The sequence below is a fragment of the Pseudomonas chlororaphis subsp. aurantiaca genome (genome assembly GCF_013466605.1).
In the GTDB taxonomy this organism is placed as follows: Bacteria; Pseudomonadota; Gammaproteobacteria; order Pseudomonadales; family Pseudomonadaceae; genus Aquipseudomonas; species Aquipseudomonas chlororaphis_I.
On record NZ_CP059162.1, the window covers coordinates 392,979 to 412,548 of the forward strand.

Annotated in this window: 19 protein-coding genes and 2 tRNA genes; 6 read left to right on the forward strand and 15 right to left on the reverse strand. The window is 62.0% G+C overall.

Features of this window, described 5'->3' with window-relative positions; all coding sequences use genetic code 11:
- The first annotated feature begins 21 nt into the window (after positions 1–21).
- Genes ctaD through H0I86_RS01735 form a run of 4 tightly spaced genes read left to right on the forward strand, consistent with a single transcriptional unit; the run spans position 22 to position 3,540 of the window.
- Positions 22–1,797, forward strand: a complete 1,776-nt coding sequence (gene ctaD / locus H0I86_RS01720) for a cytochrome c oxidase subunit I (protein WP_180923697.1) — start codon at positions 22–24, stop codon at positions 1,795–1,797.
- Positions 1,794–2,486, forward strand: a complete 693-nt coding sequence (locus tag H0I86_RS01725; RefSeq protein WP_180923699.1) for a cytochrome c oxidase subunit 3 — start codon at positions 1,794–1,796, stop codon at positions 2,484–2,486. Before ctaD ends, H0I86_RS01725 begins: the two co-directional genes overlap by 4 nt.
- Before the next feature lie 4 nt (positions 2,487–2,490).
- Positions 2,491–3,201 carry a heme-copper oxidase subunit III family protein gene (locus H0I86_RS01730; protein ID WP_180923700.1) on the forward strand — a complete coding sequence of 237 codons (711 nt, stop codon included), beginning with the start codon at positions 2,491–2,493 and terminating at the stop codon, positions 3,199–3,201.
- Between the two features lie 21 nt (positions 3,202–3,222).
- Positions 3,223–3,540: a cytochrome C oxidase subunit IV family protein gene (locus H0I86_RS01735; RefSeq protein ID WP_180923701.1), complete on the forward strand. Its 318-nt coding sequence runs from the start codon at positions 3,223–3,225 to the stop codon at positions 3,538–3,540.
- Between the two features lie 21 nt (positions 3,541–3,561).
- Here H0I86_RS01735 and H0I86_RS01740 read toward each other — a convergent pair whose 3' ends face one another.
- From H0I86_RS01740 to H0I86_RS01780, 9 genes are all read right to left on the reverse strand, one after another.
- On the reverse strand, positions 3,562–4,116 hold the full coding sequence (locus H0I86_RS01740; protein WP_180923703.1) for a magnesium transporter: 555 nt from the start codon (positions 4,114–4,116) through the stop codon (positions 3,562–3,564).
- A 367-nt stretch (positions 4,117–4,483) separates the two neighbouring features.
- Positions 4,484–5,083, reverse strand: a complete 600-nt coding sequence (wrbA, locus tag H0I86_RS01745) for an NAD(P)H:quinone oxidoreductase (RefSeq protein ID WP_038582938.1) — start codon at positions 5,081–5,083, stop codon at positions 4,484–4,486.
- A gap of 471 nt (positions 5,084–5,554) precedes the next feature.
- Positions 5,555–5,630, reverse strand: a tRNA-Thr gene (locus tag H0I86_RS01750).
- 79 nt (positions 5,631–5,709) lie between these two features.
- On the reverse strand, positions 5,710–6,531 hold the full coding sequence (locus H0I86_RS01755) for an FkbM family methyltransferase (RefSeq protein ID WP_180923704.1): 822 nt from the start codon (positions 6,529–6,531) through the stop codon (positions 5,710–5,712).
- Between the two features lie 355 nt (positions 6,532–6,886).
- Positions 6,887–8,098: a methyltransferase gene (locus H0I86_RS01760; RefSeq protein ID WP_180923706.1), complete on the reverse strand. Its 1,212-nt coding sequence runs from the start codon at positions 8,096–8,098 to the stop codon at positions 6,887–6,889.
- Positions 8,099–8,222: 124 nt separating this feature from the next.
- Positions 8,223–8,912 carry an ABC transporter permease gene (locus H0I86_RS01765; RefSeq protein WP_007922607.1) on the reverse strand — a complete coding sequence of 230 codons (690 nt, stop codon included), beginning with the start codon at positions 8,910–8,912 and terminating at the stop codon, positions 8,223–8,225.
- Positions 8,909–9,604 carry an ABC transporter permease gene (locus H0I86_RS01770; protein WP_180923708.1) on the reverse strand — a complete coding sequence of 232 codons (696 nt, stop codon included), beginning with the start codon at positions 9,602–9,604 and terminating at the stop codon, positions 8,909–8,911. The genes H0I86_RS01765 and H0I86_RS01770 overlap by 4 nt, the downstream gene beginning before the upstream one ends.
- A gap of 78 nt (positions 9,605–9,682) precedes the next feature.
- Positions 9,683–10,438 (reverse strand): ABC transporter substrate-binding protein, encoded by a 756-nt coding sequence (locus tag H0I86_RS01775; protein WP_009046513.1) that lies wholly within the window; start codon positions 10,436–10,438, stop codon positions 9,683–9,685.
- Positions 10,439–10,451: 13 nt separating this feature from the next.
- Positions 10,452–11,225, reverse strand: a complete 774-nt coding sequence (locus H0I86_RS01780; RefSeq protein ID WP_009046514.1) for an ABC transporter ATP-binding protein — start codon at positions 11,223–11,225, stop codon at positions 10,452–10,454.
- A 565-nt stretch (positions 11,226–11,790) separates the two neighbouring features.
- Here H0I86_RS01780 and gabP point away from each other — a divergent pair.
- Complete coding sequence (gabP, locus tag H0I86_RS01785) at positions 11,791–13,188, forward strand: GABA permease (protein WP_180923709.1); 1,398 nt, start codon at positions 11,791–11,793, stop codon at positions 13,186–13,188.
- A 224-nt stretch (positions 13,189–13,412) separates the two neighbouring features.
- Here the strand turns inward: gabP and H0I86_RS01790 are convergent, their stop codons facing one another.
- Positions 13,413–13,811 carry a hypothetical protein gene (locus tag H0I86_RS01790; protein ID WP_124349135.1) on the reverse strand — a complete coding sequence of 133 codons (399 nt, stop codon included), beginning with the start codon at positions 13,809–13,811 and terminating at the stop codon, positions 13,413–13,415.
- Between the two features lie 104 nt (positions 13,812–13,915).
- A complete protein-coding gene (locus tag H0I86_RS01795; protein WP_180923711.1) occupies positions 13,916–14,881 on the reverse strand; it encodes an alpha/beta hydrolase family protein in 966 nt (321 codons plus the stop codon).
- A gap of 350 nt (positions 14,882–15,231) precedes the next feature.
- On the opposite strand from H0I86_RS01795, the gene H0I86_RS01800 reads away from it, so the two are divergent.
- On the forward strand, positions 15,232–15,690 hold the full coding sequence (locus H0I86_RS01800) for a carboxypeptidase regulatory-like domain-containing protein (protein ID WP_180923712.1): 459 nt from the start codon (positions 15,232–15,234) through the stop codon (positions 15,688–15,690).
- 87 nt (positions 15,691–15,777) lie between these two features.
- Here H0I86_RS01800 and H0I86_RS01805 read toward each other — a convergent pair.
- The 4 genes from H0I86_RS01805 to H0I86_RS01820 form a co-directional block, all read right to left on the reverse strand.
- Positions 15,778–15,853, reverse strand: a tRNA-Phe gene (locus H0I86_RS01805).
- 103 nt (positions 15,854–15,956) lie between these two features.
- Positions 15,957–16,229 (reverse strand): oxidative damage protection protein, encoded by a 273-nt coding sequence (locus H0I86_RS01810; RefSeq protein WP_007921798.1) that lies wholly within the window; start codon positions 16,227–16,229, stop codon positions 15,957–15,959.
- Positions 16,226–17,293 (reverse strand): A/G-specific adenine glycosylase, encoded by a 1,068-nt coding sequence (mutY, locus tag H0I86_RS01815; RefSeq protein ID WP_180923714.1) that lies wholly within the window; start codon positions 17,291–17,293, stop codon positions 16,226–16,228. Before mutY ends, H0I86_RS01810 begins: the two co-directional genes overlap by 4 nt.
- Entirely contained in the window at positions 17,290–19,518 is a 2,229-nt protein-coding gene (locus tag H0I86_RS01820) for an AsmA family protein (RefSeq protein ID WP_180923716.1), read from the reverse strand. The genes mutY and H0I86_RS01820 overlap by 4 nt, the downstream gene beginning before the upstream one ends.
- Positions 19,519–19,570 lie beyond the last annotated feature (52 nt).

Consider the following 19,570-nt stretch of genomic DNA (forward strand, 5'->3'; position numbering starts at 1 on the left):
AACTTAGCGGAGGATGACCTGATGGCTTATGTCGAGCATGCAGAAACAGACGTCCTGCACGAACCGAAGAGCTTCTTCACGCGCTATATCTGGAGCCAGGACCACAAGGTCATCGCCATCCAGTATTCCCTGACGGCGATATCCGTGGGGCTCGTCGCCCTGGTGCTGTCCGGCCTGATGCGCATGCAGATCGGCTTTCCCGGCAGCCTTGAGTTCATGGATGCCAGCACCTATTACCAGGCGATGACCATGCACGGCATGATCATGGTCATCTACCTGCTGACGGCGCTGTTCCTGGGCGGCTTCGGCAACTATCTGATTCCGCTGATGGTTGGCGCCCGGGACATGGTCTTCCCCTACGTCAACATGCTGAGCTTCTGGTTCTACCTGCTCTCGGTCCTGGTGCTGCTTTCCAGCTTCTTCGTCCCGGGCGGGCCCACCGGGGCGGGCTGGACACTCTATCCGCCGCAATCGATTACCCAGGGTACCCCGGGTACCGAATGGGGCATCGTGTTGATGCTGGTGTCGCTGGCGATCTTCATCGTCGCCGCCACCATGGGCGGGCTGAACTACGTGACCACGGTGCTGCAGGCCCGCACTCGCGGCATGACGCTGTTTCGCATGCCGCTGTCCGTCTGGGGCATCTTCATGGCCTCGATCCTGGCCCTGCTGGCCTTTCCAGCCTTGTTCGTCAGCGCCGTGATGATGCTGTTCGACAAGCTGCTGGGCACGAGCTTTTTCATGCCTGCAGTGATCTCGATGGGGCAGCAGCTCGCGCATCAGGGCGGTAGCCCGATACTGTTCCAGCATCTGTTCTGGTTCTTTGGCCATCCGGAGGTCTACATCGTCGCCCTCCCGGCGTTCGGCCTGGTCTCCGACCTGATCAGCACCCATGCGCGCAAGAACATCTTCGGTTACCGCATGATGGTGTGGGCCATCATCGCCATCGGCGTGTTGAGCTTCGTGGTCTGGGCGCACCACATGTACGTCAGTGGGATGAACCCGTACTTCGGCTTCTTTTTCGCCGCCACCACCTTGATCATCGCCGTGCCGACCGCGCTGAAAGTCTACAACTGGGTGCTGACCCTGTGGCATGGCGACATCCACCTGACGGTACCGATGCTGTTCGCCCTGGCCTTTATCGTCACCTTCCTGGTCGGCGGTCTCACCGGCTTGTTTCTCGGCAACGTGATTGTGGATATCCCGCTGTCGGACACCTACTTCGTGGTGGCCCACTTCCATATGGTGATGGGGGTGGCGCCGATCCTGGTGATATTTGGCGCCATCTACCATTGGTTTCCGAAGATCACCGGGCGCCTGATGAACGACACCCTGGGCAAGCTGCATTTCTGGATAACCTTCCTGGGGACCTACTGCATCTACTTCCCCATGCACTACCTGGGTCTGTTGGGCATGCCTCGGCGCTATTACGCCTGGCAGAACTACGACTTCATCCCGCAATCGGCGCAGCAACTGAATGCGTTCATCACCGTTGTCGCGCTGACGGTCGGGGTATTCCAGCTGCTGTTCCTCTTCAACCTGGTCTGGAGCGCCTTCAAAGGCAAGCCGGCAGGCCCGAATCCATGGAGGGCGGCCAGCCTGGAATGGCAGACGCCGGACACCCCGCCCGTCCATGGCAACTGGGGGTCGGAGCTGCCGGTGGTGCACCGTTGGGCCTATGACTACAGCGTGCCCGGGATAGAGCAGGACTTCGTGCCACAGACGGTCTCTGCCCAGGAGCTGGAGCAGATGAGGCAGCGCTGTGCGGAAGCCAGGATCGCAGGCGAAAGACCATGAACGGGCCGCTATTGAAAAACACCGAAAGCGCCGGCGCCGGAGGCCGTTGGAGCCAGCCCCCCGGCAGCTCTCGGGCACCGGAAGGCTTCGATAGGGCGAAAGCCGCAAAAGTGGGCCTGCGCGTGTTCCTGGTGGCGGTGACCTCGCTGTTCCTGCTGTTCCTGCTGGCCTTTATCGCGCGTTCGCAAATGGTGGACTGGCAGCCTCTGACCGACCCCCTGGCGCCGCTGGCCAGTGCCCGGCAACTCTGGTTGAACACGACCCTGCTGGTGCTGGGCAGTATCAGCCTGCAGTGGGCACGGATGGCCGCCCGGCGGGGCGCGTTGAACGGGGCCACCCTCGGCTTCATCCTGGGCGGCGTCTTTGCGATCGCCTTTCTCGGGGGACAACTCTGGGTCTGGAAGCAGTTCGTCGACTGGGGTTATTTCGTCTTCGCTAATCCGGCCAACAGCTTTTTCTATCTGCTGACCGGTGTGCACGGGCTGCACCTGCTGGGGGGGCTGGTGGCTTGGGGCAGGGTCGGCGCCCGGTTCCTGCGACGGGTTGCGCTGTCGCAACTGGCGTCCAGCGTGGAGCTCTGCGCCATCTATTGGCACTACCTGCTGGGGCTCTGGATCGTCCTCTTCTTCCTGCTGACCAGCACGCCGGAAACCTATCAAGCCATCGCCGCATTCTGCGGCCTGAGGTGAAGCCATGGCATTGCCCTCAGCAACCCCTCCGGAAGAGCCCGTCCAGACCCCACCCGATACGCTGGTAGCGGGGTGGAAGGGCATCGCCACCGACTGGGCCTCGGATCAGGATGTGTTCAAGCGGGTGTCCTGGGGCAAGGCGATGATGTGGATCTTCCTGCTCAGCGACACCTTCATCTTCACCTGTTTCCTGACCGGCTACATGTCGGTGCGCATCAGTGCCACCGTCCCCTGGCCGAACCCCAGCGAAGTGTTCGCCTTGACCATTGGTGGCGTTGAGGTCCCGTTGATCCTGATCGCCATCATGACCTTCGTGCTGATCAGCAGCAGCGGCACCATGGCCATGGCCGTGAACTTCGCCTATCGCCGTGTGCGCGGTAAATGCGCGGCCCTGATGCTGGCTACCGCGGCCTTCGGGGCGACCTTTGTCAGCATGCAGGCGTTCGAGTGGAGCAAGCTCATTGCCGAAGGCGTGCGCCCATGGTCGAACCCTATGGGTGCCGCGCAATTCGGTGCCAGCTTTTTCATGATTACCGGTTTCCACGGGCTGCATGTATCGATCGGCGTCATTTACCTGTGCATCGTCGCCTTCAAGGTATTGCGCGGTGACTACGAGCGCTCCGGCAACTATCAGATCGTCGAGATAGCCGGGCTGTACTGGCACTTCGTGGACCTGGTGTGGGTATTTATCTTCGCTTTCTTCTACTTATGGTGAACTCGCAGAGGAGTACCGGCGATGGCACATGCACAAGGTCAACAGCATCCACTGAGCTTGTACCTGAAGATATGGGGGCTGTTGTTCGTACTCAGTGCCCTGTCCTATCTGGTCGACTACTTTCACTTCCAGGGCTACTTCAGGTGGTCGCTGATCCTGGTCCTCATGTTGCTGAAGGCGGGTCTGATCATTTCTATCTTCATGCACATGGCGTGGGAGCGCCTGGCGATGGTCTACGCCATACTCGTCCCACCCTTGTGCCTGCTGGTGCTGGTTAGCCTGATGGCAGCCGAGGCGGACTACGTGTTTTCCACCCGGGGGATTTTCCTCGGGCAATGACCGGCTTCCGCCTCCGGCGTTCTATATCGTTCGCTTGAACTGATGCCATTTCTGCAGCCAGGCCACTATCCAGTGAGGGGCTGCTGCGCCGGTTCCGGCGACCTGTAGCTGTGGGTGATGGCTGATGACCCGATCCAGGACGGGTTCCTGAGCGGGTTCCACATCCACGAAGAAGATGTGCTCGCCGTCCTTTATCGTCTTTTTCAAATTGCTGAAATGGGCATTGGGCACCTGGATACCGAAGAAGCCGCCTTCCCAGATACAGAAGCCCAGGATCACGATCGCCAGGAAGATGAACGGTACCCAGCCTGCCGCGGACTCGGTCCAACCTGCCAGATAGGCACCGAGCAGTACCAATGCCGCGAGCGGGATGCCAATGACCGCGCCAATCTCGCCGGAGTGAACGACATCCTGCTTCATGAGTGAATTCACATCATGCAGGTGATGCTGTTCGACATCCGCATCCCGGTCGCTGAGCACATGAATCTGCTCGGTACTGATACCGCTGGCTTCCAGTTCGCTTTCAACGGTTTCCAGCTCGTCGAGATTATCGCTGATGTAAAAGTGTCGGTTCATGAGTCACCTCCTACTTCATCGTCGCAGAGGCCCCCATTTTTTCTGCAGTCGTTATCTGAAATTCCAGACCGTTTTCCTGTCGCTCTGGATAACACCGCACGCTTGTTGCTAGCTGAAAAAGTATAGCACCCCCCTCCGCAACGCCTTGCCGGCCGGGGCTTTTGGCACATAGGGCAATCCGAGGGGGGGAGCCCTTCTGTGGGTATTAGCAGTCGGTGCCCGCTGTCTCGGGAGGCAGGGACATTAGCCCAGAAACAACAAAGCCCCCGCATCGTTGCGAGGGCCTTGTTTTGTAGGGCGTCGCACCGGGAGTCGAATCCAGACACTGCTTATGCAGTGTCTGCCTCAGCGCTCACCTGGCGATTTGTTACTTGCTCAGTTTGACCGCCAGCTGTGCCACGTATTGGCCCTGGTGACGAGCGATGTCCAATTCACGAGCATCAGGCTGGCGAGAGCCGTCACCACCGGCAATGGTGGATGCGCCATAAGGCGTGCCACCGCCGACACTGGAAGTATCGAACAAGGCTGGCGAGCTATAACCGATGGGCACGATGATCATGCCGTGGTGAGCCAGGGTGGTCCACGTGGAGGTAATGGTCATCTCCTGGCCACCACCGGTACCTGTCGAGGTGAATACACTGGCGAGCTTGCCAACCAGCCCGCCCTTGGCCCACAGCCCGCCGGTCTGGTCGAGGAAGTTGCGCATCTGGCCCGACATGTTGCCGAAGCGGGTCGGAGTACCAAGGATGATTGCGTCGTAGTCGCCCAGCTCGCCTGGTGTGGCAACCGGAGCGCTCTGATCCACTTTCCCATGGGCAGCCTTGAAGGCTTCCGGGTCCATGGTCTCTGGTACACGTTTGAGAGTGACCTCGACCCCGGGAACGCTCCGGGCACCTTCCGACACGCTCTGGGCCATTGTTTCGATATGACCGTACATCGAATGATAAAGAACCAATACCTTAGCCATGCGTACTTCCTCTTGAGGTGTGTTTTGAGCTGACTGACTGCCTGTTAAATAGGCGATCAGATTAGTTATCCATCCCACCGTTTCACCCTGCATCTGCGTGAGTCGTGGCGCATGATCGATCTAATTGGCTTCTGTGAATATGAGAAAATATCGAACGGGATGTTCGAAAAAGTTGATCTTGTAAAACAACGATGACTGATGGGGGCGACTGTTCTTTTAGGCGCAGGCCATGGATGTTTTTACTTTCTGCGGCAGGAATACGTTTTTAATTGGTTGAAAAATATAAGGAATATATGTGGATTAAATAATTGATAGCACCCTTGATGGGGGGCTAGAGCGGCATAGTGCTGAAGGGGATTTGAAAACGAGGAGGGATGTCGGGCAAGGCTCTTGGCGTGTCAGTTCCGGATTTTTAGCAACCCCGGAAACGACAAAGGCCAACCCGAAGGTTGGCCTTTGACTTACTGCATATGGTGCCGGCACCAGGAGTCGAACCCGGGACCTACTGATTACAAGTCAGTTGCTCTACCAACTGAGCTATACCGGCGTGTCAGGGCGACGATTATAGCGATTGGCAAGGTTCTGTAAACCCCTGAAATCTGACTATTTTTGCTTTGTGCCGGGCTCTAGCCGCGCGCCAGCACTTTCTTGAGTTTTTCGATGGCGCGCCATGAGCGGCTGTTGCGCAGGGTGTGGAGTTCGGCTTCGGCGCGGTCGGCGCGTTGGCGTTCGGCGATCAGGGCCTGTTCTAGGTCGGTGTCGGGAGCAACGAAGCTGTGGCCGGGGCGGAACTGGAATTCGTCGAGGTTGCACGGTGGGATGTCGAAGGCGCCCTTGAGGTTCAGGTGTTCTTCGGCCAGGTAGAAGGTGTTGATGCCGTCGAACACCACCGGGTGGTAGCCGGCGCCGGTAACCAGGGTTTCCCAGGTCTGGTCGCGGTTCCACGGGGTTTCGATCAGCAGGATCCACGGTCGCCAGCGGCTGAAGTCCATGCTGCGCAGCACGGTTTCTTCGTGGCCTTCGACGTCGATCTTGAGAAAGTGGATGGGGCCGTCGACATGAGCCTCGCAGATATCGCTCAGGGTGCGCGAGCTGACGATCTGGGTCTGCACCGGCATGCCGGCGTCCTTGTGCTGCTGGGCGATGGCGGGGTCGAGGGTGGACAGGCCGGTGTCGGCGATGCCGTAGAAGGTCAGGGCCTCGGCGTTGTCGCCGGCCGCGCATTGCAGGTTGGTGTCCCTGGGGCGCTCCTGGCACAGGGCGTGGTAATAGCTCGGCACCGGTTCGACGTTGATCCCGCTCCAGCCGCGATCGTAGAAGGCGCGGGTCACGGAGTCGGCGGTGGGGTGGTTGGCGCCGACGTCAATGTAGAAGCCGTTTTCGACATGTTTGAATACGCGCCACAGGCGGATGTCTTCGAAATTCTGTGCATAAGAAATGAACGTCACTGTCTTTTCCCGTCAGTCACAAAGGTTCTGGCTCGGACGCGCCCGCGAGCGCCTGCGTCTGTATAACAAGCGCCGCCAACCGGCGCAATTTGCCGCCCGCCAGGTGCCGGTTTTAGGCGTTTATGTCCTTTGATGTTTAGCGCTTATGCACAATCGCGGGCTGTTGCCCGGCGCTTACGGCCAATTTTGTGGATCCGTTCTCAATTCGTCGCAACTGGCTGTTTTTTCGTTGATTTATTTTTATGAACAAAAAATGACCAGCTGTGAATTAGTGCTGTAGCAGGCACTTTCAGCGGCTTTGTCAGGAATTCATCAACAGAGTTATCCACAGGTTGGATAGGATGATGGATCCAACTTATCCACGTTCCGCCAGCAGCATCAGGTTGCGTGGGGTGAGCGGTGCCGGGCAGAACAGGCCCAGTTGCACGCGATAACCCTGTTCCTGCAAAAACAGTGCGCGATCGAGCACCAGCCACAGCTCCAAGGGGCGGCGGAACAGGCCGCGCAGCAGCTCCAGGTTGCGCACCTGGGCCAGGCGCTGCCAGCCGGCGGCTTCCAGCGCCGGCCAGTCCCGCGAGCCGACTGTGGATAAGTGCTTGAGGGCTGCCAGGTCGCGGCAGTAGTCGGCAAAGGGTTTGTCCAGCCAGCTGGCGGGCAGCGACGGGGTGGGCAGATACTCATCGACCCCGCGCAGCCGGCGTTGCAGCAGGTCGAAGGCCAGGCGCCGGGCCATGGAGCTGTCGCGCTGGCGGCGCACCCGGGCGCCGGCGGTGACGGTCTCGCTCAGGGGCAGGCCCAGGTCGTCGAGGGACAGTTGCAGCGCCGAGCCCTTGGCCGGGCCGGAAAGCGGCTGGTACTCGGCGTGGCTGATGCGGTTGTAGCAGCAGGGCGCGATGGCCAGTTGGCGACAGCCGCGCTCGCTGGCCAGCTGCATCAGGCGCACATGCAGGTCGCCACAGGCATGCAGGGCCACCGGGGTGTGTTCGGTGCTCAGGCGGCCAGCGGCGTCGGCGGCGAGCACGTCCTGCTGCAGGTGGCTGACCGCCAGCCGATGGTGTTCGCTCAGTTGCCGGCCGCTGGCGACCAGGGCCGGATCGTACTCCAGGCAGGTCAGCTGTTGCCCGGGTTGCAGCAGGCGGCGGCCGAGGTGGCCCTTGCCCGAACACCAATCCAGCCAGTGGCCGGGGGCCTGGGTGAATTCCAGGCAGGCGGCGAAGGCTTCGATCTGTTGCCATTTACGCCCGGGCACATCGACATTGAGGCGTTGGCGGGCGGCAGGCACTTCGTGCGTCGGCAGCTCGGCCACGGCGCCCAGCGCGGCGGCGGTCCGTGCCAGATCGGGGAAGGGCGCGGGGGCATCGAGCAGCTCGGGGTGGTTATGGCTGGCTTCGGCGTCGTCCAGGCTGCGCTGGCGCAGCCATTGGGCGAGTTCGCGGTGCTGGGTTTCCCAGGGCAACTGCAACTCGGTGAAGGGGCGCGGACGCCAGAGCTGCTGATGGTCGAACAGGAAGCGGTCCAGGGCCTGGAAGCGGGTGAGGAGTTCGGGGCCTTGGAGGATGGAGGGCATGGTGGGTGGCTCAGGGGTGGTCCGTGGGAGCGAGGTTTACCCGCGATGAACGATAGCTCGGTGGATCAGATGATCCGCGGCGTTCTTATCGCGGGCAAGACGCGCTCCTACAGAAGCAGTGCGTTCAGCGGCCTTGGCACTGCTCGACGCGCAGCCAGCGTTCCAGCAGCTTGAAGCCTTGCACCAGCACGTAGGACATCAGCAGATAGAACACCCCGGCGGCGAAGAAGATCTCCACCGGCAGGTAGGTGCGGGCGATGATGGTGCGGGCCATGCCGGTCAGTTCCAGCAGGGTCACGGTGCTGGCCAGGGCGCTGGCCTTGAGCATCAGGATCACTTCGTTGCTGTAGGCCGGCAGGCCGATGCGCGCGGCCCGGGGCAGGATGATGTAGAACAGCGCCTTGGGCTTGGACATGCCCAGCGCCCGAGCCGCTTCGATCTCGCCCGGCGGGATGGCCTGGATCGCCCCGCGCAGGATCTCGGCGATATAGGCCGCGGTATGCAGGGTCATGGTGGCGGTGGCGCACCAGAACGGATCGCGCAAGTATGGCCACATCGCGCTGTTACGCACCGCGTCGAACTGCGCCAGGCCGTAGTAGACCAGGAACAATTGCACCAGCAGTGGCGTGCCGCGGAAGAAGAAAATGTAGGCATAGGGCAGGGCGCGCACATACCACAGGCGCGACGAGCGGGCGATGCCCAGCGGAATGGCCAGCAGCAGGCCGGCGATGACCGCGATGGCCACCAGTTCCAGGGTCAGCGTGGCGCCCTGGGCCAGCTTGGGCAGCCACTTGATGATCACTTCCCAGTTCATGAAGCGCTCCTCGCGAAGCCGCGAGCGGCGCGTTTTTCCAGGAAGTGCATGCCGGTCATGGCCAGCACGGTCAGGCCCAGGTACATGAAGGCCGCCACCATATAGAAGGTGAAGGGTTGCTTGGACACGGTCACGGCGATCTGCGAGTGGCGCATGATTTCTTCCAGGCCGATCACCGACACCAGCGCGGTGTCCTTCATCAGGATCATGAACAGGTTGCCCAGGCCCGGCAGGGCGATACGCCACATCTGCGGCATGATCAGCTTGGTGAAGATCCGCCATTTCGACAGGCCCAGGGCCACGCCGGCCTCACGATGGCCCTTGGGGATGGCGAGGATCGCGCCACGGAACACTTCGGTGGCGTAGGCGCCGAAGCACAGGCCGAGGGCGATGACCCCGGCGGCAAAGGCGTTGAGCTCCAGCTCCGAGTTGCCGAAGAACTCACCCAGGGCGCGCATCAGGTTGACGGTGCCGAAGTAGATCAGCAGCACCCAGAGCAGCTCGGGAACGCCGCGCACCAGGGTCGAATAGGTGCCGCCAAGCCATTGCAGTGGCTTGTACGGGGAAGTCTTGGCCAAGGCACCGAGCAGGCCGAGCACCAGCCCCAGGCACAGCGCCGAAAGAGCCAGCTTGACGGTCATCAGCGCGCCAGCGGCGAGCGCCGGGCCGAATCCGTAGAGATCGATATTCATGGATGGTTATTCAAGTCGCGGCAGGCTTTGCTAAGGACCGGCGCTCTCGGGGGAGGGCGCCGGGCAGGCCAGTCAGTATCAGTAGATGCTGAACGGGAAGTACTTGTCGTTGATCTTCTTGTAGGTGCCGTCAGCCACGATTTCTTTCAGCGCGGCGTTGAGCTTCTCGCGGATCGGATCGTTCTTGCGCACGGCGATGCCGATCTTGTCGCTTTCTTCAACCGGGTCGCCCTTGAACTCGTAAGGCTTGCCCGCTTCGCTTTTCAGCCACTCGTAGTTGACGTACTTGTCGGCCAGGATCGCGTCCAGGCGGCCCGAAGTCAGGTCGAGGAAGGCGTTTTCCTGAGTGTCGTAGAGCTTGATGGTGATGTCGTCGCCCAGGTTGTCTTCCAGCCAGGTGCCGGCCAGGGTGGCACGCTGCGCACCGATGATCTTGCCCTTGAGGGAAGCCTTGTCGGTCTTGAAGTCGGCCTTGTCCTTGGGGGCGATGAACTGCAGCTTGTTGGAGTAGTACGGGTCGGTGAAGTCCACCGCCTGCTTGCGCTCGTCGGTGATCGACATCGAGGAGATCAGGAAGTCGAACTTCTTGGCGTTCAGGGCCGGGATGATGCCGTCCCAGTCGGAGGTGACCACTTCGCACTCGACTTTCATCTTGGCGCACAGGGCGTCGCCGATGTCTTTGTCGAAGCCGACGACCTGGCCGCTGGCATCCTTGTTGTTGAACGGCGGGTAGGCCGCTTCGATGCCCATCTTCAGTTTGTCGGCGGCCATCGCATTGGCCGAGAACACCAGAGTGGCGGCAGCGGCCAGGAGGAATTTCTTATAGCTCTGCATGCGTGTTGCTCCGTTAGCGGTTGCTGGACATGAATTGTTTGCAGCGCGCCGAAAGCGGGTTCTCGAACACCTGCTGTGGCGATCCTTGCTCTTCCACCAGGCCCTGGTGCAGGAACACCACTTCACTGGAAACCTGACGGGCAAAGCTCATTTCGTGGGTGACCAGCAGCATGGTCCGGCCTTCTTCGGCCAGGGCGCGGATCACGTTGAGCACTTCCTGGACCATTTCCGGGTCCAGTGCCGAGGTCGGCTCGTCGAACAGGATGACTTTGGGTTGCATCGCCAGGGTGCGGGCGATGGCGGCGCGTTGCTGCTGGCCGCCGGAGAGCTGGGCCGGGTAAGCATGGCGCTTGTCAGCGATACCGACCTTGGCCAGTAGCGCCTCGGCCACTTCGATGGCTTCGGCCTTGCTCTGGCCGAGCACCCGGCGCGGGGCTTCGATGATGTTGTCGAGCACACTCATGTGCGGCCAGAGGTTGAAGTTCTGGAACACGAAGCCGATTTCGCTGCGCAGGCGGTTGATCTGCTTGCCGTCGGCGGCGACCAGTTCGCCGTTCTTGGCGGCCTTGAGCTTGAGTTCTTCGCCGGCCACCAGGATCTGGCCCTGGTGCGGGTTTTCCAGGAGGTTGATGCAACGCAGGAAGGTGGACTTGCCGGAACCGGAGGAACCTAGGATCGAGATCACATCGCCGTCGCGTGCGGTCAGCGAGACACCCTTGAGTACCTCCAGCGAGCCGTACCGTTTGTGCAAGTTGCGGATTTCAAGCGCGGGCGTGGCCTCAGCCATGTGCGGTCCTCATGAGTTCATTGCGCTCCTGCTGGTAGCGGCTTTCCTGGCGAGGCGCCAACCTAGCATAGCGTTCGAATGACAGCCAACAGCGCTTCAGGGTGTAAGCAGACGGCGTGTGACAGGTTGTCGCATCGGCACAGCAGACTGTCGCCCCATCAACAACCGAACGCCCGTTTGAACCCTGTTCCCAGCGGGTGTCGCGTAAAAAAAGGCGCGATGGTGCCAGCTTTGGCCGGGTGTTGGAAGGGTAAAACGGCCAAAGGTTGCGTATCCGCCCTCTATTTGTGCGTCGCACACTTTTTGTGTGTGTTTCTGGTGCGTTGGTTCGTTCTGCGGATGGGTGGTGCGGTAACGTTCTGGCGCAAGGCCATTAATCTCAAGGACTTGCGATCATCCATCGGTCGCCTTCGCAGGCCGCGCCGACCGGGAACCTGTAACATTTTGGCGCAAATCTTGCGTAAGAAATAAAAAACGCCCTGTTGGATTCTTTTTACGACTGCCTGTGTGAAAGGAAAAGCCAGGCCGGGCGGACGCTTTCGCTTCTTTGCAAAAGGTAGTTTCAATGAGCAGTACGCAGACCTCCAATGACCTCGAACAGGGGCTCAAACCGCGGCATGTCACCATGCTGTCGATCGCCGGGGTAATTGGCGCCGGGCTGTTCGTCGGTTCCGGCCACGCCATCGCCGAAGCCGGCCCTGCCGTGCTGCTGGCCTATGCGGCCGCGGGCACCCTGGTGGTGCTGGTGATGCGCATGCTGGCCGAAATGGCCGTCGCCTCGCCGGACACGGGTTCCTTCTCGACTTATGCCGACCGCGCCATCGGCCACTGGGCCGGCTTCACCATCGGCTGGCTGTACTGGTGGTTCTGGGTGCTGGTGATTCCGCTGGAGGCCAACGCCGCCGCGACCATCCTGCATGCCTGGTTCCCTGACATCGCGATCTGGGCGTTCACCCTGGTGATCACCTTGCTGCTGACCGCGACCAACCTGTTCAGCGTGAAGAACTACGGTGAGTTCGAGTTCTGGTTCGCCCTGATCAAGGTCGTGGCGATCATCGGCTTCGTGGTGTTCGGCCTGTTGGCGATCTTCGGCCTGCTGCCGACCAGCAATGTCAGCGGCGTGTCGCACCTGTTCGATACCCAGGGCTTTTTGCCCAACGGCATGGGCGCGGTACTCGCCGCCATGCTGACCACCATGTTCTCGTTCATGGGCACCGAGATCGTCACCATCGCCGCCGCCGAGTCGAAGAATCCGGGCCAGCAGATCAGCAAGGCCACCAACTCGGTGATCTGGCGGATCGGCCTGTTCTATCTGGTGTCGATCTTTATCGTCGTGTCGCTGGTGCCGTGGAATGACCCGAGCCTGGCCCAGGTCGGTTCCTACCAGACCGTGCTCGACCGCATGGGCATCCCCAACGCCAAGCTGATCGTCGATCTGGTGGTGCTGGTGGCGGTGACCAGTTGCCTGAATTCGGCGCTCTACACTGCCTCGCGCATGTTGTTCTCCCTGGGCAAGCGTGGCGACGCCCCGGCCGCGGCCAAGCGCACCAACAGCAGCGGCACGCCTTACTGGGCGGTGATCCTGTCCACCGCAGCTGCCTTCCTCGCGGTGTTCGCCAACTACGTGGCGCCAGCCGCGGTGTTCGAGTTCCTGCTGGCCAGTTCCGGCGCCATCGCCTTGCTGGTGTACCTGGTGATCGCGGTATCGCAACTGCGCATGCGCCAGAAGCGCACTGCCGCTGGCGAGAAGATCGCCTTCCGCATGTGGCTGTTCCCGGGCCTGACTTACGCGGTGATCGTGTTCATCGTCGGGGTGCTGACCATCATGCTGTTCCAGGAAGGGCACCGCATGGAGATCATCGCCACCGGCCTGCTGAGCATCATCGTGATCGCGGCGGGCCTGCTGGTGGCCCGTCGGCGCAAGCTGGAGAAGCAGGCGGCCGGAGTGTTGAGCCGCGCCTGAGTCTTTCCCGGTAAGCAAAAAGGCCGCTGTCAGCGATGACAGCGGCCTTTTTTGTGGTCTGTACCGACGCTTTCGCGGGCAAGCCTCGCTCCTACGGATCACCTTCATCTGTGGGAGCGAGGCTTGCTCGCGATCATGATCGAATATTCAACACAGCAGTGAGGGCCGTGCAGGGACGCGTTGTAGTCGCTGGCTGCGCCAGCGGCTACAGATCGTGTTGAGCCTTATTTCTGCATCAGTGCTTGCGAGGCGGCCAGGTAAGCGGCCTGGAATTCCGGGCTTTCGATCCAGGCCAGGGCGCCGGCCTCGTCGGTCTCGGTGGACCACTGGCGGTACTCGATCAGAGCGGCAAGGATGAAGTCCATGGCGCCTTCCTCGCCTTCCTGCTCGTAGACGATCTCCAGCAGCGGGTCTTCCAGGAACGCCGCGCACATCGCCTGCTGGCTGGTCTTCTCGGCGTCGATCATCTTCTTGAACAGTTCGGTCAGGTCCACCGATTCGAAGTCGATGCGGTCGTCGTTCGGGTCCAGCTCCACCGGGGCGGCGTTGCGCTGGGTGCGGTTCTGCTTGGCCTTGGTTTTCGCCCGCTGGGCTCTTTTGTGTTGCTTGTTCGCAGATGCCATGGGCGTCGTACCTTTTGCGCAAATAGGAGGGCCGGGCATCGATACCGCGTCCGGCCTGGCTTTGAGGCGGCAGAGGATGCCAGTAAATGCGCCGCCTGGCACGCTCAACGGCTACCGCTGATCAGGCGTCCCGGCGCATCCGTGGGCAACGCCGCGTGTTGCAGCCAGGCCAGGGCGATCGGCCACAGGCGGTCCTGGTAATGGCTGCGGAAAAACGCGAAGTGCCCGACTTCCTGCTCGCCGACATCTTCGGGTTCGATGCGCCAATGGCTGCGCTGGCTGGCCGTGAAGTAGTCCAGCAGGCGCTCGATGTCCGGCACGGTACCGTAAGGGTCGTCGCTGATGCTGATGGCCAGCAGCTGCGCCTTGACCCGGGCGAAGGGCAGCGCCGGGTCCCGGCGCGCCAGATCGCGCCCGCTGGGCCGTCGTTGATAGTGCGCGGTGGGCGTGGCCCAGTCGCGCACCACGCCGGCGGGAGTGTCCTCCAGCCAGCCCAGGCGCTTGCCGGGGAAGTAGCCGTAAATCGCCGTCAGCAGCGGCATCACGACATGCCATTTGCCCAGCATGCGCCAGCGGCTCTCTGGAGCGTAATCGCGCCAGTAGGCGAACTGCGCGCCTACGGTCACCACGCGGCGGATCAGTTGCCCGGACGCCCCCAGCCCCGCTGCGCAACCGCCGAAGCTGTGCCCGACCACATCGATGGGCTGGCCGGGGAATTCCCGTTGCGCGCGTTGCAGCATGGCTTCGAAGTCCAGGCTGCCCCAGTCCGACCAGGACGCCTTCAACTTGCGCATCGAGGCCGGCCGCGACTCGCCGATGCCGCGATAATCGTAGGTGATGACATCGAAGCCATGGCTGAACAGGTAATCGGCGAACCGCGAGTAGTGCCGGCAGCGCACGGAGGTGGCGGCATTGATGATCACCACCGGGCGCGCGGGAGCCGGTTCGGCACGGCGCCAGGTGAAGCCGCCCAGCACGAAGCCGTCGGCGGCGGGCTCGCGGAAGGCCGTGCCGGGGCTGCTGGCCGTGCTGGCCGGGTGCAGGGGCGAAGGCGGGGATTGCACGGTCATCGGCGCTATTCCTTTGCGGGCGAAAAGGCGTGTCGGCTCTTTTTGGGTGCAAGCATTAATAACCGCCTTGTCCGCGCCGTGGCAACCGTCGGGATAGGCGCCGCGGCTAGGTACTTTTGGTTAAAAGCATCACACCGAATCGATCTAAACGGCCCGGAATCGGGGCGTACACTGACTATCAAGGCCCGCGGGCAAACCGCCCGACGGGCTTTTCATTCGAGCATCGCTTGCTGAAACGTGGCTGAGCCATTCGAGAGGAAAGGGGAGACCCGGACGCTGCCGCGCTGGGGGCTGGACTCTTGGCGGCGGCATCCCATTCAGTGGTTCGAGACGAACCGGGAGTGCTCATCATGAAATCCTTTTTTTCGTGTGTCGTAACAGGCGTTCTCGCGGCATTCCTGTCGCTCGCGCCGTTCAGTGTGCAGTCCGCCACCCCCAGTAACGAACCCATCGACCCGGCGGGCGTGCAACTGGAGCCTCAACAGCAGAACGGCATTGCCTATCTGTCCGGCGGTATCGGCCTGGACGAGTCGCGGGCGATCCAGCAGGCCAAGGGTTACAACCTGCACATGACTTTTTCCACCGGTCCGGAAAACAAATACGTGCCGGATGTCGACCTGGTGATCCAGAACCTGCAAGGGCAATCGGTCCTGAGCCTCGATCAGGTAGGGCCGATCGTCTATGTGCAGTTGCCGGCCGGCAAATATCAGGTCGCCGCCACCCGCAACGGCCACACCCAGCGCAGTACCGTGGATATGAAAGTGGCGGGTATTCGTGACCTCAACCTGCACTGGAATGACGGTTATTGAGTGAAGGCTGCGATGCTGAAACAGGCACGTTAAATCGCAGGCAATAAAAAACCCCTGAATCTTGCGATTCAGGGGTTTCGGTATTAGTGGTGCCCAGAGACGGAATCGAACCGCCGACACGGGGATTTTCAATCCCCTGCTCTACCGACTGAGCTATCTGGGCAACGGGGCGCATTAAACGGGTTTTTCGGGGGGGCGTCAAGCAAGTTTTGAAAAAAAGTTTAATTATTACCGCCGCTTACGTTCCCACCCCGATTTGCGGGCAATTACTCGGACGGCGGCACGTAGCCGTCGGCCTTGGCGTATTCCTCGCCGGAGAAGAACTTGTCCATCTCGCCCTGCAGGTATTTGCGGTCTTCGGCGTTCATCATGTTCAGGCGTTTTTCGTTGATCAGCAGGGTCTGGTGTTTCTGCCAGTCGGCCCAGGCCTTGGCGGACACATGCTCGAAAATTTCCTGGCCCTTGGCGCCCGGATACGGAGGACGCTCCAGGCCCGGCAATTGTTCTTTGTACTTGCGGCACATTACGGTGCGGGTCATTGCAACTCTCCTGCGTTCAATACGTCGGCCGCGCGTTTGAGCAGTTTTTTCACCGGGGCGGCAAGGCCCAGGCGCGGCGGGGTGGCGAGGTTATACCAGAGCCAGTCGGCCTCGGCCACGTGATGGGCGGATGCCTGGACCTGCACCAGCCAGGGCTCGATGGCCAGTTGGAAGTGACTGAAGGTGTGCACCAGCCCGGGCATTTCCTGTTGCTTGCCCAGCTCCAGCGAGTGCTGCGAAGCCAGGTGTTCCAGGTCGTCGAGGTCGTCCAGCTCCGGCAGGCTCCATAAACCGCCCCACAGGCCGCTTGAAGGCCGGCGATACAGCAAAATGGCGCCTTCGTGGTTGGCCAGCATCGGCATCAGCGTGCGCTTCTGCGGGACGGCCTTGCGTGGCTTGGGGATCGGGTAGCGGGTTTCCAGGCCCAGCATGTGCGCTTCGCAGCCTCTTTCCAGGGGGCACAGCAGGCAGCTGGGCTTGCTCCGGGTACAGAGGGTGGCGCCCAGGTCCATCATCGCCTGGGTGTAATTGTTCACCCGGGTCTGCGGGGTGAAGCGCTCGGCCGCGGCCCACAGCTGCTTGGCCACCTTGGGTTCGCCCGGATAGCCTTCCTGCGCGGTAAAGCGCGCCAGCACCCGCTTGACGTTGCCGTCGAGGATCGGCGCGCGCAGGCCCATGCTGATGCTGGCAATGGCGCCAGCGGTGGACAGGCCGATGCCCGGCAGCTCGGTGAGTTTCTCCACATCACGGGGAAACTCGCCGCCGTACTCGGCGACCACGATCTTCGCGGTCTTTTGCAGGTTGCGCGCGCGGGTGTAGTAGCCCAGGCCGGTCCACAGGTGCAGCACTTCGTCTTCCGGCGCGGCGGCCAGGGCCTGGACCGTCGGCAGCGAGGCCATGAACCGGTCGAAGTAGTTGAGCACGGTGCTGACCTGGGTCTGCTGCAACATGATTTCCGAGACCCATACGCGGTACGGATTGATCTCCTGCTGCCAGGGCAGGTCATGGCGGCCATGGCGGTCGTACCAGTCCAGTACCGCCGGTGCGAACTGCTCGGCCCTCATCGTTTGAACAGCCCTTTGAGTGCGTTTTTCAGTTCCGGGCTGACCTTGTCGCCCAGCTTCTCATCAAGTTTTTCGCTGAGGCGATCGCCGGCCAGCTTGGCCGCGACCTGGCCCAGGCCGTCGCGGTCCAGGCGGCAAGCCTTGGCGCCCAGTTCCAGCGGGCCGCGGCAGCGCAGCGGCAATTCGATGCCGACAAAACGTTCGCCGACCTGGCAGGCCGGGTCCGGCATGTCGCTCTTGTCGCCTTCGACGATGATGCCGACGCGATAATCCATGCCCAGTACGCGCAGGTCGATGTCGCCATTGCCTTTGACGCTCATGCCCGGGATGCGCACCTTCAGGTCCGGGTTGCTGGCCACGCCGTTACGCAGGGTCAGGTTGCCCTTGAGTTCCTGGAAGGGGGTGTCCTTGCCCCGTGGCTCGCTGCTCAGGGCCTTGCGGTTCAGCGTGGCGATGCCCTGGCACACTTGCTGTTCGAGGTTGGCATTGAGCAGCACGCCGTTGTTGACGACGAAGCTGGCATTGCCGTTGAGGCTGTCGACCAGCGCCTTCTGGCTGTTGCCGCTGCTGGTCAGGTTGCTGTCGAGGGTCACCAGGCCCTTGACCGGCGGGTTCTGCCCCTGGCTTTCCAGGATGCGTTCCACCGGTACCCGGTTGATCCTGGTCTGCAGGCTCAACTGCGGCGTTGGCTGGCGTACGTCGAGGTTGCCGTTGGCTTCGAAGCTGCCGTTGTACAGCTCGCCGCGCAGGCCTTCGAGTTTCAGCAGGCCGCCCTGTCCATTGGCCTTGAGCGTGGCGTTCTGGATCGGCAGCTTGTCCAGGGTCAGCTGGCCGAAGCTCAGGTCGGCGTCCACATCCAGCTTGCTCAGGCGCTCCACCGGCAGCAGGCGCTCGGTGCTCCAGGCGCCCTTGGTCGGCGCGTCCGGCAGCGGCGAGTTGCCGGCTCCGGCGACGGCGCTGGCTTCGCTGCTCTGCACTTCGGCCTTGCGCGCCACCGCGGCACTGTTGGCTTCGGCGGACTTGGGCGGCAGGTAGCGGTCGACGTTGAAGGTGTCGGCCTTGAGCTGGGCGCGCAGCGATTGCTTGGCCAGGTCTTCGACCGCCAGGCGGCCGCTGAAGCTGCTGTCGTCGAGTTTCAGGTTGATGTTTTCAAAGGCGATGCTGTTCGGCGTGGCGGACAGGCGGCTGACCAGTTCGACCTTGCTCAGGCTGCCTTCGGCCATGGCCGGCAGGGTCTGGCCGATGCTGTCGACGAACTTGGCCAGGTCGAACTGGGCGATGGAGAGGCCGCCGTTGAGCTGCGGTGTCTTGTCCAGGTCGTGGACCTTGAGCTCGCCGATGGCGCGCAGCTGGTTGAGCGAGAGCTTCAGGCTGTTCCATTCGGCGACGTTGGCGGCCTGGTCCAGCAGCAGCTGGCCCTGGGCGGCGAAGGTCAGGGTCTTGCCTTGCAGCGGGTCGCCGGCGGCTTCGCCGGACAGCTTCATGTCTTCGAACTGGTAGCGCTTGAGCGCGCGGTCGAAGCGCAGCTCGCCCTTCAACTCGGTGCGTACGCGCACGGCCGGCTGGGTGCTGGCGAGGAAGGCGGTGAGCTTGACCGGGGTGTTGGTCGCTTCGTGGATCGGGCCGGTGCTCAGCTGGATGCTTTCGGCGGTGAACTGCTTGCCGCTCTGTTCGTCGTTGTATTCCACCCGGGCGTTGTTCACGGTCAGGCTGTCGATATCCAGGCGGATCGGCTGCGCCGGTTTTTCCGTGCTGGCCGGGGTCGCGGTGGTGGTTTCGCCGGTGCTGGTGGCCGGGGTTGCGGCCTGCTTGTCGGCGGGGGCGACCTTGCCGATGTCTTCCCAGTTGCCGTGCCCGTCCTTGTCGCGGGTCAGGCGCAGGTTGAGGCCTTCGACACGCACATCGCTCATCTGTACTTCGCGGCGCAGCAGCGGCAGCACGCGGACCGACAGGCCGAGCATTTGCAGGTCGGCGAACGGCTGGGTCGGGTTGGCCAGGGTGGCGACGCCGGCCTCATGCAGTTCGAGGCCGAGCCAGGGGAACAGGCTCCAGCCGATATCGCCATTGAGCGTCAGCTCGATGTGGGCCTTGTCGCGGGCTATCTGGCGAATTTCTTCTTTGTAGTCGTTGGGATCAAACAGGTGAGTCAGGGCGAAGCCGAGAGCCACGATGATCAGCAACAGCCCGAGAAGTACCAGACCCAGGATTTTGCCGAACGCTTTCATGGGCGAGTCCTTGTAGTGTCGAATTCGAATTTAGCCAGGGAGTATAACGCCC

What these genes read in the sequence shown, in the direction of transcription:
- ctaD (WP_180923697.1), top strand. Translation starts at nt 22, where the DNA reads ATGGCTTATGTCGAGCATGCAGAAACAGACGTCCTGCACGAACCGAAG.
- H0I86_RS01725 (WP_180923699.1), top strand. Translation starts at nt 1,794, where the DNA reads ATGAACGGGCCGCTATTGAAAAACACCGAAAGCGCCGGCGCCGGAGGC.
- H0I86_RS01730 (WP_180923700.1), top strand. Translation starts at nt 2,491, where the DNA reads ATGGCATTGCCCTCAGCAACCCCTCCGGAAGAGCCCGTCCAGACCCCA.
- H0I86_RS01735 (WP_180923701.1), top strand. Translation starts at nt 3,223, where the DNA reads ATGGCACATGCACAAGGTCAACAGCATCCACTGAGCTTGTACCTGAAG.
- H0I86_RS01740 (WP_180923703.1), bottom strand. Translation starts at nt 4,116, where the DNA reads ATGAACCGACACTTTTACATCAGCGATAATCTCGACGAGCTGGAAACC.
- wrbA (WP_038582938.1), bottom strand. Translation starts at nt 5,083, where the DNA reads ATGGCTAAGGTATTGGTTCTTTATCATTCGATGTACGGTCATATCGAA.
- H0I86_RS01760 (WP_180923706.1), bottom strand. Translation starts at nt 8,098, where the DNA reads ATGCCCTCCATCCTCCAAGGCCCCGAACTCCTCACCCGCTTCCAGGCC.
- H0I86_RS01765 (WP_007922607.1), bottom strand. Translation starts at nt 8,912, where the DNA reads ATGAACTGGGAAGTGATCATCAAGTGGCTGCCCAAGCTGGCCCAGGGC.
- H0I86_RS01770 (WP_180923708.1), bottom strand. Translation starts at nt 9,604, where the DNA reads ATGAATATCGATCTCTACGGATTCGGCCCGGCGCTCGCCGCTGGCGCG.
- H0I86_RS01775 (WP_009046513.1), bottom strand. Translation starts at nt 10,438, where the DNA reads ATGCAGAGCTATAAGAAATTCCTCCTGGCCGCTGCCGCCACTCTGGTG.
- H0I86_RS01780 (WP_009046514.1), bottom strand. Translation starts at nt 11,225, where the DNA reads ATGGCTGAGGCCACGCCCGCGCTTGAAATCCGCAACTTGCACAAACGG.
- gabP (WP_180923709.1), top strand. Translation starts at nt 11,791, where the DNA reads ATGAGCAGTACGCAGACCTCCAATGACCTCGAACAGGGGCTCAAACCG.
- H0I86_RS01790 (WP_124349135.1), bottom strand. Translation starts at nt 13,811, where the DNA reads ATGGCATCTGCGAACAAGCAACACAAAAGAGCCCAGCGGGCGAAAACC.
- H0I86_RS01795 (WP_180923711.1), bottom strand. Translation starts at nt 14,881, where the DNA reads ATGACCGTGCAATCCCCGCCTTCGCCCCTGCACCCGGCCAGCACGGCC.
- H0I86_RS01800 (WP_180923712.1), top strand. Translation starts at nt 15,232, where the DNA reads ATGAAATCCTTTTTTTCGTGTGTCGTAACAGGCGTTCTCGCGGCATTC.
- H0I86_RS01810 (WP_007921798.1), bottom strand. Translation starts at nt 16,229, where the DNA reads ATGACCCGCACCGTAATGTGCCGCAAGTACAAAGAACAATTGCCGGGC.
- mutY (WP_180923714.1), bottom strand. Translation starts at nt 17,293, where the DNA reads ATGAGGGCCGAGCAGTTCGCACCGGCGGTACTGGACTGGTACGACCGC.
- H0I86_RS01820 (WP_180923716.1), bottom strand. Translation starts at nt 19,518, where the DNA reads ATGAAAGCGTTCGGCAAAATCCTGGGTCTGGTACTTCTCGGGCTGTTG.